General features: G+C 63.9%; 11 protein-coding genes. 4 read left to right on the forward strand and 7 right to left on the reverse strand.

Annotation, left to right across the window (positions count from 1 at the left end):
- Positions 1–43 precede the first annotated feature (43 nt).
- Positions 44–1225: a multidrug effflux MFS transporter gene (locus tag N7422_RS26245; protein WP_279809255.1), complete on the forward strand. Its 1182-nt coding sequence runs from the start codon at positions 44–46 to the stop codon at positions 1223–1225.
- Here the strand turns inward: N7422_RS26245 and N7422_RS26250 are convergent.
- Positions 1176–1373, reverse strand: coding sequence for a hypothetical protein (locus N7422_RS26250; protein ID WP_279809256.1), 198 nt, complete (start codon positions 1371–1373; stop codon positions 1176–1178). The two genes, N7422_RS26245 and N7422_RS26250, sit on opposite strands and share 50 nt — an antisense overlap.
- Before the next feature lie 36 nt (positions 1374–1409).
- A complete protein-coding gene (locus tag N7422_RS26255) occupies positions 1410–1751 on the reverse strand; it encodes a hypothetical protein (protein WP_279809257.1) in 342 nt (113 codons plus the stop codon).
- Between the two features lie 17 nt (positions 1752–1768).
- Here N7422_RS26255 and N7422_RS26260 point away from each other — a divergent pair, with 17 nt between their 5' ends.
- Entirely contained in the window at positions 1769–2479 is a 711-nt protein-coding gene (locus tag N7422_RS26260) for a helix-turn-helix transcriptional regulator (protein WP_279809258.1), read from the forward strand.
- Here the strand turns inward: N7422_RS26260 and N7422_RS26265 are convergent.
- The 5 genes from N7422_RS26265 to N7422_RS26285 all read right to left on the reverse strand — a co-directional run bounded on the left by N7422_RS26265 (position 2476) and on the right by N7422_RS26285 (position 6871).
- Positions 2476–3426: an adenosine deaminase gene (locus tag N7422_RS26265; RefSeq protein WP_279809259.1), complete on the reverse strand. Its 951-nt coding sequence runs from the start codon at positions 3424–3426 to the stop codon at positions 2476–2478. The genes N7422_RS26260 and N7422_RS26265 overlap by 4 nt on opposite strands.
- Positions 3427–3513: 87 nt before the next feature.
- The gene (locus N7422_RS26270) at positions 3514–4200 is read right to left on the reverse strand and encodes an SDR family oxidoreductase (RefSeq protein ID WP_279809260.1); all 687 of its coding nucleotides are present in this window, start codon (positions 4198–4200) and stop codon (positions 3514–3516) included.
- 411 nt (positions 4201–4611) lie between these two features.
- Entirely contained in the window at positions 4612–5196 is a 585-nt protein-coding gene (locus N7422_RS26275; protein ID WP_279809261.1) for an IMPACT family protein, read from the reverse strand.
- A 9-nt stretch (positions 5197–5205) separates the two neighbouring features.
- Positions 5206–5868, reverse strand: coding sequence for a TetR/AcrR family transcriptional regulator (locus N7422_RS26280; RefSeq protein ID WP_279809262.1), 663 nt, complete (start codon positions 5866–5868; stop codon positions 5206–5208).
- Positions 5869–5953: 85 nt separating this feature from the next.
- Entirely contained in the window at positions 5954–6871 is a 918-nt protein-coding gene (locus N7422_RS26285) for a LysR family transcriptional regulator (RefSeq protein WP_279809263.1), read from the reverse strand.
- A 119-nt stretch (positions 6872–6990) separates the two neighbouring features.
- Here N7422_RS26285 and N7422_RS26290 point away from each other — a divergent pair, with 119 nt between their 5' ends.
- Positions 6991–8337, forward strand: a complete 1347-nt coding sequence (locus N7422_RS26290; RefSeq protein WP_279809264.1) for an aspartate aminotransferase family protein — start codon at positions 6991–6993, stop codon at positions 8335–8337.
- 71 nt (positions 8338–8408) lie between these two features.
- The gene (locus N7422_RS26295) at positions 8409–9902 is read left to right on the forward strand and encodes a CoA-acylating methylmalonate-semialdehyde dehydrogenase (protein WP_279809265.1); all 1494 of its coding nucleotides are present in this window, start codon (positions 8409–8411) and stop codon (positions 9900–9902) included.
- The last annotated feature ends 109 nt before the right edge of the window (positions 9903–10011 follow it).

Here is a 10011-nt window from a genome sequence, read left to right on the forward strand (position 1 = left end):
GCAGGTAGACTAGCGCACTTGCTTAGCCTGCTATGGATCCTCCATGAACCTGCGAACCTTGCTGATTCTCGGCGCCCTCAGTGCGTTCGGGCCCTTGGCTATCGATTTCTACCTGCCCGCTTTCCCGGCCATGGCCCAGGCCTTCGCCACCGATGAAAAACATGTGCAGACCACCCTGGCCGCCTACTTCCTCGGCCTGTCCCTGGGTCAGCTCGCCTACGGGCCGGTGGCGGACCGCTTCGGACGACGTATCCCGCTGCTGTTCGGCGTCGCTCTGTTCACCTTGGCGTCCTTGGCCTGCGCCTATGCACCCAACCTCGACAGCCTGATCCTGGCGCGCTTCGTCCAGGCTTTGGGTGGCTGTGCCGGCATGGTGCTGGCGCGGGCGATCGTCAGCGACAAGTGCGACGCGGTGGCCTCGGCCAAGGTGTTCTCGCAGTTGATGCTGGTGATGGGGCTGGCGCCGATCCTCGCGCCGATGCTCGGTGGCGTGCTGGTGAACGTGGCGGGCTGGCAATCGATCTTCCTTGCCCTGAGCCTGTTCAGCGCGGCCTGCCTGGTGGCGGTCGGCCTCGGCTTGCCGGAAAGCCTGCCTGCGCATATCCCGCGCCAACCGCTGTCCGGTGCGCTGCGCCAGTACCTGCGCTTGTTCGGTGACCGAGTGTTCGTTGGCCATGCCCTTACCGGCGGCATCGCCATCGCCGGGATGTTTGCCTACATCGCCGGTTCACCGTTCGTATTCATCAAGTTGTATGGCGTGCCCGCCGAGCACTATGGCTGGCTGTTTGGCACCAACGCCGCCGGTTTCATCCTGATGGCCCAGGTCAATGCGCGCCTGCTGGCCAAACGCGGCCCGGCCTTCCTCCTGGCGCGGGCGGTGTGGCTGTACCTGGCGGCGGCACTGGTGCTGCTGCTGGTCGCGGCGCTGCGTCCGGCGCAATTGTGGCCGCTGCTGGTGCCGCTGTTCGTGTGCATCGCCAGCCTCGGCTGCATCATCCCCAACGCCTCGGCCTGCGCCATGAGCGGACAGGGTGCCCGCGCGGGCAGCGCGTCGGCCTTGATGGGCTGCCTGCAGTTCAGCGTCGCCGCGGGGGCGGCGGCATTGGTCGGGGTGCTGCACGATGGCAGCGCCGTGCCCATGGCCCTGGTGATCAGCCTGTGTGGCGCGCTGGTGGTCAGTGTCGCAGTTCTGACCCGGCGCTTGCAGGCCAGTCGGCCTGTGTGAGTGGATGAGGTGCGCTGAGGCGTGTTTCCAGCAGGGCGACGAACGCCCGTGCCTCGGCTTCGTTGCGAAAACTCACCACATGCTGGTCGAGCTGTACCTGCCAGGGGCAGGCGGGATTTCGGTTCGACGCACTGACGACAATCTTCATCGCGATCCACCTCCAGTGAGCGAGAGCGGAATGAGTTTAGCGCTGTCCCCGGCGCTCGCCATGATCGGGATCAGTGCCCTGACTGACGGTCATGCCGGTTACGGTGTGGGAAGCTTTCTGTTTTGCATGGCGTAGTTTTTGACCCAGGCTGTCGGTCTTGTCGGCCCGCAGGTCGACAAGCGCATCCTGCACCGCGATGAAGCCGCTGTAGGCCGGGAGGCCGTGCATCCGGGTGGCTATCCGCCCAGTGTTGCGGGTCTCGCTCCAACGGCGTCCTACACGGTTTTGTGCTTGCGCAGTCAGCGTCGTCGAGCGGCTTATACTCCCTGCGCATCCAGTGCCAGCGAGCAATGTTTCCCGCTGGCAGTCGAGAGTCATCAGGGAGCTTCAGTTTCATGAGTGCAGTCCGTAGCATCAGTCAGGTCGCCAGCCTGATGGCCGATCCCAAGCGCAGCGCCATGCTGTGGGCGCTGATCGATGGTACTCCGCGAGCGGCGGACGAACTGGCAAGGATGATCGGCCTCAGTACTTCCTCGGCTTGCGCGCATCTGTCGTTGTTGTCGACGGCGGGTTTGCTCAAGCTTGAGACGCGCGGGCGCAAGCGCTATTTCCGCCTGGCCACGCCACAGGTGAGCGCGGCGGTGGAGGCGCTGGCCAGCGTGCAGGTGGAGAGCCGCCCAGTCGCCAAGCGGGCGATGCCGATACAGATACCGCCTTCGATGCGCAGGGCGCGTCTGTGTGGCGATCACTTGGGTGGGGAAATGGCGGCGGCGCTGTTCCAGCGACTACTGGACGTTGGCTGGTTGGTGGGTAACGAGCAGCAATTGTTCGTGAGCCAGGAAGGCAAGGTCCGGTTGGAAGCGCTGGGGGTCTATATCGATGCGCTGGCGCCGGGCACCCGGCGTGGCTGCGTGACCTGCCGCTGCAGTGAGTGGAGTGACCAGGGTGCGCATCTTGGCGGCACCCTGGGGCAGGCGATGCTCAGGTTGTTCCTGCAGTCGGGCTGGGTCCGTGAGCAGGAGGGCAACCGGGCGCTGCAGCTCACATCGCTCGGTGTTCAGCAGATCAACGGCATCGCCCGGATGTCGGCGCGACAGGCCGGTTAGCGTACCAGGCGGGCATCCAGGCTGTTCTGCGCCAGACGCCGGGCCTGAGCCTGGGTCATGCCCAGGTGTTCGTGCAGGGCGTGGAAGTTCTCGGTGACGTAGCCACCGAAGTAGGCCGGGTCATCGGAGTTGACGGTGACCTTCACGCCACGTTCGAGCATGTCGAGGATGTTGTGCTGAGCCATGTGCTCGAACACGCACAGTTTGGTGTTGGACAGCGGGCAGACGGTCAGCGGGATCTGCTCGTCGATGATGCGCTGCATCAGCCGCTCGTCCTCGATGGCGCGCACGCCGTGGTCGATGCGCTGGATCTTCAGCAGGTCGAGCGCTTCCCAGATGTATTCGGGAGGGCCTTCCTCGCCCGCGTGGGCGACCGTCAGGAAGCCTTCGCTGCGGGCGCGGTCGAAGACGCGCTGGAACTTGCTCGGCGGGTGGCCTTTCTCCGAGCTGTCCAGGCCGACGGCAACGAATGCGTCGCGAAAAGGCAGCGCCTGGTCGAGGGTTTTCTGCGCTTCGTCCTCGCTCAGGTGGCGCAGGAAGCTGAGGATCAGGCCGCTGCTGACGCCCAGTTGCGTGTGGCCATCCTTGAGCGCCTGGGTGATGCCATTGAGCACAACCTCGAAGGGTATGCCCCGGTCGGTGTGGGTCTGCGGGTCGAAGAACGGTTCGGTGTGGATGACGTTCTGTGCCTTGCAGCGTTGCAGGTAGGCCCAGGTCAGGTCATAGAAGTCCTGCTCGGTGCGCAGGACATCGGCGCCCTGGTAATAAAGGTCGAGGAACTCCTGCAGGTTGTTGAAGGCATAGGCGCTGCGCAGGGTTTCGACATCGGCCCAGGGCAGGGCGATCTTGTTGCGTTCGGCCAGGGCGAACAGCAGTTCGGGCTCCAGCGAGCCCTCCAGGTGCATGTGCAGTTCCGCCTTGGGCAAGGCGTTCAGCCATTCATACATGTGTGCAATCTCGATCAGGTACGGTTGGCGGCCATTCTACAGGGCCGGGCCGGGCAATGCGCCCGGTGCGGCCACCAGGCGTCCGGTTCACCAGATGAGCGCTTCCCCCTTGTAGTTGATGAAGCGCAGTCCACCGTTGCCGCCCTGCGCCTTGATCTGCTCGAGCATGCCGCGGGTGCTGGTGAGCACATCGATCTCGGCGTTCTCACCGCCCATGTCGGTTTTCACCCAGCCAGGGTGCATGGCCAGCACGCACAGGTCGGGGCGCTGCAGCTCGACCACGAAGCTGTTGATCATCGAGTTGAGCGCGGCCTTGCTGGCCTTGTACAGGCAGATCTCGCCGCCATCGGGCACGGTCACGCTGCCCAGGATCGAGCTCATGAACGCGAGCACGCCGCTGTCTTCACGAATCTGGCCGGCCAGGCGGCGGGCGACGCGAATGGGCGCCACGGCATTGGTCATGAACAGGTCGCCGATCTGCTGCACCTGGACGCTCTCCAGATCCTGCGGCAGCGGGCCCATGACCCCGGCATTGACGAACACCAGGTCGAACACTTCGCCGTGCAGGCGTTGCTTGAGGCCATCGAGCTGGGCGGTGTCGTTCATTTCCAGCCGTTCGATGCGTACCCCAGGAATGTCACCCAGGGTTCCTGGCTGTTGCGGGTCGCGCACGGTGGCGACGATGTTCCAGCCATCTTCGTGCAGGCGTTGCACCAGGCCGAGGCCGAGGCCTCGGGAGGCGCCGATGATCAGGGCGGTCTGGTTGGTGTTCATGGGGTGGCTCCTTGGATGGGCGAAGCGGAAACGGCATCGCGGGCGTAGGCCGGACAGACGAGCATATCCCAGGTTTTCCACAGCTGCTCTTTCCCTGGTCGCAGCTGTTCAAAAAATGCTCAGCGCGCCGACGAGCCCATGGGGACGGGCTTTGCTGGGGTGGTTCACGGGTTATCCACAGCCTGCTCCACAGTATCTGTGCGCAAGCGTAGCGGCAGGGAAAAACCGCTATTCAGGTTGTGGCGATGCAAAGCGGCTGGGGATAACTCACCGACTTTCAGTCACTTGAGCTCCTGTCACAGGATTGTGATCAAAATATGCTCAATGTTGCCGAGGCCTTTGGTGGCGAGGCTTCCAGGGGTATACCCCAAGGTTGTCCACAGGCAGGCCCACAGCAGTTGTGGGCAATGTTCAGCGACGTTCCAGCACGATGCGTCCACGGCTGAGGTCGGCCAGTTGCTGCTGCAGGATTTCCAGATGGCTCTCGCCCAAGGCGATCCGCAGGTCGACGCCATTGGCAGTGAATTGCTCGTCCATTACCAGCCCGTGCGCTTCGGCCAGGCGCAGCTTGAGCAATGCCAGTTCGCTGAAGGTGCAGCTGCAGCTGAATTCGCTACGTTGCACCAACAGTCGCTTGGGCGCTTGCTGCAGGCATTTGTTGGCGCCGCCGCCATAGGCCCGGGCCAATCCGCCGGTGCCCAGCTGGATGCCGCCGTACCAGCGAATCACCAGCACCACCACCTGGTCGCAGTCCTGTGCCTCGATGGCGGCGAGGATCGGTCGTCCGGCCGTGCCGCCGGGCTCGCCGTCGTCGCTGCTGCGGTACTGGGCGCCAAGTTTCCAGGCCCAGCAATTGTGGGTGGCGGCCAGGTCGCTGTGGCGTTCGATGAAGGCCATGGCCTCGGCGGCACTGTCGATCGGGCCGGCGAGGGTGATGAAGCGGCTCTTGCGGATTTCCTCGCGGAACTCGCAGAGGTCGAGCAGGGTAGAAGGCATAGGTCCGGGTCAGGCGGGCGTGGCGATGCCGCAGCCTTTGAGAATGATGTGGATAAGGTTGTTGCTGGCGTCTTCCATGTCTTGCTTGGTCAGGCGGCTGCGGCCGGTGACCTGGCAGATCTGGGTGGCGAAGTCGGCGTAGTGCTGAGTGCTGCCCCAGAGCAGGAAGATCAGGTGCACCGGGTCCACCGGGTCCATCTTGCCGGCTTCTATCCATGCCTGGAACACGGCGGCGCGGCCACGGAACCATTCGCGGTAGTCGGCGCTGAAGTATTCGCTAAGGCACTCGCCGCCGCTGATCACTTCCATGGCGAAGATCCGCGAGGCCTGCGGGTTGCGCCGGGAGAACTCCATCTTGGTGCGAATGTACTGGCTCAACGCCTCGGCCGGGTCGTCCTCGACGCTCAGGGCGTTGAAGGTGCTGTCCCACAGCTCGATGATGTTGCTCAGCACCGCGATGTACAGGCCCAGCTTGTTGGTGAAGTAATAGTGCAGGTTGGCCTTGGGCAGCCCGGCCTTGAGGGCGATGGTGTTCATGCTGGTGCCCTTGTAGCCGTGGCGGGCGAACTCGTCTTCGGCGGCCTGGATGATGGCCTGCTCGTTCTTCTGGCGGATGCGGCCGGCGGGCTTGCCCGAGGCGGGGGAGCGATGCGCAGGGACTTCTAGGGTCATGGACGATTCCGGACGGGTCGTTACGAATGTCCGACAGATTACCTGCCTGCGCCGAAGTGACAAGCATTTGCGTCAGAGATACGTATCAGCGTGTCGCAGCCAGGCTTTCGAGGAAGCTTTCCAGCACCAGATTCGGCCGCCGGCCCTTGCGCGTCACCCAGCTCAGGCTCAGGTCATAGAAGCGTTGCGCGGGCTTGAGCGCGCGCAGCCGGCCCTGCTGGACCCAGAAGCTGGCGTAGTGGTCGGGCAGGTAGCCGATGTAGCGCCCGGTGAGGATGAGAAAGGCCATGCCCTCGCGGTCCGAGGCGCTGGCGGTGCAGTGCAGCGCCTGGTAGTGCGCCTGGATCTCGGCGGGCAGGCGGAAGGTCGGGGCGATGGCATCCTGGCTGTTGAGGCGGTCGTCGTCGATCTGCTGATCGTCGGCGTAGAACAAGGGGTGGCCGACGGCGCAATAGAGCAGCGAGCGCTCGCTGTACAGCGGCTGGTAATCCAGCCCGGACAGCGGACTGGTCTGGGGCACCACGCCGACATGCAGACTGCCGTCGAGCACGCCCTGCTCGACCTGGCTCGGGGCGATCATGCGGATCTGGATGCGCACGTCGGGGCCGCGATCCTTCAACTCGGCCAGGGCATGGGTGATGCGCATGTGTGGCAGGGTCACCAGGTTGTCGGTCAGGCCGATGTTCAACTCGCCGCGCAGATGCTGGTGCAGGCCGTTGACCTCGGTACGGAAGGTTTCCAGCGCGCTGAGCAACTGCAGCGCCGAGTGGTAGACCTCGCGCCCCTCTTCGGTCAGCGAGAATCCGGCACGGCCGCGCTGGCACAGGCGCAGGCCGAGGCGTTGCTCGAGGTCGTTCATCTGCTGGCTGATCGCCGAGCGGCCAATGCCGAGCACGTTCTCCGCGGCCGAGAAACCGCCGCATTCGACGACGCTTCGGTAGATTTTCAACAGGCGGATATCGAAATCGCTGACTTGGGCGAGGGGATCGGGACGTCGGCTCATAAGTTTAGTCCACTGCTGACTGAAGATTAGAAATGCAGGATTTTTCGAACTTTATAGGCATGACAATTTAGCTGCAACAACACCCATCGTTGCCTAATCGTCTTTCGAGGAACCGCCCGATGAACATGCCCGAAACCGCTCACGCCGGTCTGGCCAGCCAGCTCAAGCTGGATGCGCACTGGATGCCTTACACCGCCAACCGCAACTTCCAGCGCGACCCGCGCCTGATCGTGGCGGCCGAAGGCAACTACCTGGTCGACGACAAGGGCCGCAAGGTGTTCGACGCGCTGTCGGGCCTGTGGACCTGCGGGGCTGGGCATACCCGCAAAGAGATCAGCGAGGCGGTGGCGCGCCAGGTCGCCACTCTCGACTACTCCCCGGCCTTCCAGTTCGGCCATCCGCTGTCGTTCCAGCTGGCCGAGAAGATCGCCAACCTGGTGCCGGGCGACCTGAACCACGTGTTCTTCACCAACTCCGGCTCCGAGTGCGCCGACACCGCGCTGAAGATGGTTCGCGCCTACTGGCGCCTGAAAGGCCAGGCCACCAAGACCAAGATCATCGGCCGTGCGCGCGGCTACCACGGCGTGAACATCGCCGGCACCAGCCTTGGCGGTGTCAACGGCAACCGCAAGCTGTTCGGTCAGCTGCTGGATGTCGACCACCTGCCTCACACCGTGCTGCCGGCCAACGTCTTCAGCAAGGGCATGCCGGAAGAAGGCGGTATCGCCCTGGCCGACGAGATGCTCAAGCTGATCGAACTGCATGACGCCTCGAACATCGCCGCGGTGATCGTCGAGCCGCTGGCTGGCTCCGCCGGCGTGCTGCCGCCGCCGAAGGGCTACCTCAAGCGCCTGCGCGAGATCTGCACCCAGCACAACATCCTGCTCATCTTCGACGAGGTGATCACCGGCTTCGGCCGCATGGGCGCCATGACCGGTGCCGAAGCCTTCGGCGTGACGCCTGACCTGATGTGCATCGCCAAGCAGGTCACCAACGGTGCGATCCCCATGGGCGCGGTGATCGCCACCGGCGAGATCTACCAGACCTTCATGAACCAGCCGACGCCTGAGTATGCGGTGGAATTCCCCCACGGCTATACCTATTCGGCGCACCCGGTCGCCTGCGCCGCGGGTATTGCCGCGCTGGACCTGCTGCAGAAAGAGAACCTGGTGCAATCGGCCGCCGAGCTGGCGCCGCACTTCGAGAACCTGTTGCACGGCATCAAGGGCACGAAGAACGTCGTCGATATCCGCAACTACGGCTTGGCTGGCGCTATCCAGATCGCCGCGCGCGACGGCGACGCCATCGTCCGCCCATACGAGGCAGCCATGAAGCTTTGGCAAGCGGGCTTCTATGTGCGCTTCGGCGGCGACACCCTGCAGTTCGGGCCAACCTTCAACACCCAGCCGCAGGAGCTGGACCGCCTGTTCGACGCGGTGGGCGAAGCCCTGAACAAAGTCGACTGACTTTTCCGAATTCGATGTCGGGCGCGTGAGTTGCACGCGCCTGTCTCTACCTTCTTTATATGGAGTTCTGCATGAGCATTGTTCAGCACCTGATCCACGGCGAACTGGTCACCAAGGGCGAGCGCACCGCCGATGTCTTCAACCCGTCCACCGGCCAGGCCGTGCGCAAGGTCGAACTGGCCAGTCGCGCCACCGTCCAGCAGGCCATCGATTCGGCCAAGGCCGCCTTCCCGGCCTGGCGCAACACGCCGCCGGCCAAGCGTGCCCAGGTGATGTTCCGCTTCAAGCAGTTGCTTGAGCAGAACGAGGCGAAGATCTCGCAGTTGATCAGCGAGGAGCATGGCAAGACCCTCGAGGACGCCGCTGGCGAACTGAAGCGTGGCATCGAGAACGTCGAGTTCGCCTGTGCTGCCCCTGAGTTGCTCAAGGGAGAGTACAGCCGCAACGTCGGCTCGAACATCGACGCCTGGTCCGACTTCCAGCCGCTGGGCATCGTTGCCGGCATCACGCCGTTCAACTTCCCGGCCATGGTGCCGCTGTGGATGTACCCACTGGCCATCGCCTGCGGCAACGCTTTCATCCTCAAACCGTCAGAGCGTGACCCGAGTTCGACGCTCTATATCGCTCAATTGCTGCTCGAAGCCGGCCTGCCGAAGGGCATCCTGAACGTGGTGCATGGCGACAAGGAAGCGGTGGATGCACTGATCGAGGCGCCAGAGGTGAAGGCCCTGAGTTTCGTCGGTTCGACGCCGATCGCCGAGTACATCTATGCCGAAGGCACCAAGCGGGGCAAGCGCATCCAGGCGCTGGGCGGGGCGAAGAACCACGCGGTGCTGATGCCGGATGCCGACCTGGACAATGCGGTCAGCGCACTGATGGGCGCGGCTTACGGTTCCTGTGGCGAGCGCTGCATGGCGATCTCGGTGGCGGTGTGTGTCGGCGACCAGGTGGCCGATGCCCTGATCGCCAAGCTGGAGCCGCAGATCAAGGCGCTGAAGATCGGTGCCGGTACCTCCTGTGGCCTGGACATGGGGCCGCTGGTGACGGCCGCCGCCCGTGACAAGGTTGTTGGCTATATCGATGATGGTGTGGCCGCAGGTGCCAAGCTGGTGGTCGATGGCCGTGGCTATCGTGTGGCGGGCAATGAAGATGGCTACTTCGTGGGTGGTACGCTGTTCGACAACGTCACGCCGCAAATGCGTATCTATAAGGAAGAGATCTTCGGGCCGGTGCTGTGCGTGGTGCGGGTGAACAGCCTGGAGAGCGCGATGCAGTTGATCAACGAGCATGAGTACGGCAACGGTACCTGCATCTTTACCCGCGACGGTGAGGCGGCGCGGCTGTTCTGCGACGAGATCGAAGTGGGCATGGTCGGTGTGAACGTGCCGCTGCCGGTGCCGGTGGCCTATCACAGCTTCGGTGGCTGGAAGCGTTCGCTGTTCGGTGACCTGCATGCCTATGGCCCGGATGGTGTGCGCTTCTATACCCGCCGCAAGGCGATTACCCAGCGTTGGCCGCAACGGGCCAGCCATGAGGCCTCGCAGTTCGCCTTCCCGAGTCTGTAAGGGGCAGGCACTGGAAGCGGGGCGGCCAGCAGGTCGCCCCGTTTTTTATGGGAGGCAGGCGCTGCTGTTGAAAGCTGTCCGTCTCGATCACGGTATTTCTCTAAATATC

The organism is Pseudomonas sp. GD04091 (genome assembly GCF_029836165.1).
Classification (GTDB): Bacteria; Pseudomonadota; Gammaproteobacteria; order Pseudomonadales; family Pseudomonadaceae; genus Aquipseudomonas.

What these genes read in the sequence shown, in the direction of transcription:
- N7422_RS26260 (WP_279809258.1), top strand. Translation starts at nt 1,769, where the DNA reads ATGAGTGCAGTCCGTAGCATCAGTCAGGTCGCCAGCCTGATGGCCGAT.
- N7422_RS26285 (WP_279809263.1), bottom strand. Translation starts at nt 6,871, where the DNA reads ATGAGCCGACGTCCCGATCCCCTCGCCCAAGTCAGCGATTTCGATATC.
- N7422_RS26280 (WP_279809262.1), bottom strand. Translation starts at nt 5,868, where the DNA reads ATGACCCTAGAAGTCCCTGCGCATCGCTCCCCCGCCTCGGGCAAGCCC.
- N7422_RS26245 (WP_279809255.1), top strand. Translation starts at nt 44, where the DNA reads ATGAACCTGCGAACCTTGCTGATTCTCGGCGCCCTCAGTGCGTTCGGG.
- N7422_RS26295 (WP_279809265.1), top strand. Translation starts at nt 8,409, where the DNA reads ATGAGCATTGTTCAGCACCTGATCCACGGCGAACTGGTCACCAAGGGC.
- N7422_RS26255 (WP_279809257.1), bottom strand. Translation starts at nt 1,751, where the DNA reads ATGACTCTCGACTGCCAGCGGGAAACATTGCTCGCTGGCACTGGATGC.
- N7422_RS26275 (WP_279809261.1), bottom strand. Translation starts at nt 5,196, where the DNA reads ATGCCTTCTACCCTGCTCGACCTCTGCGAGTTCCGCGAGGAAATCCGC.
- N7422_RS26290 (WP_279809264.1), top strand. Translation starts at nt 6,991, where the DNA reads ATGAACATGCCCGAAACCGCTCACGCCGGTCTGGCCAGCCAGCTCAAG.
- N7422_RS26270 (WP_279809260.1), bottom strand. Translation starts at nt 4,200, where the DNA reads ATGAACACCAACCAGACCGCCCTGATCATCGGCGCCTCCCGAGGCCTC.
- N7422_RS26265 (WP_279809259.1), bottom strand. Translation starts at nt 3,426, where the DNA reads ATGTATGAATGGCTGAACGCCTTGCCCAAGGCGGAACTGCACATGCAC.
- N7422_RS26250 (WP_279809256.1), bottom strand. Translation starts at nt 1,373, where the DNA reads ATGAAGATTGTCGTCAGTGCGTCGAACCGAAATCCCGCCTGCCCCTGG.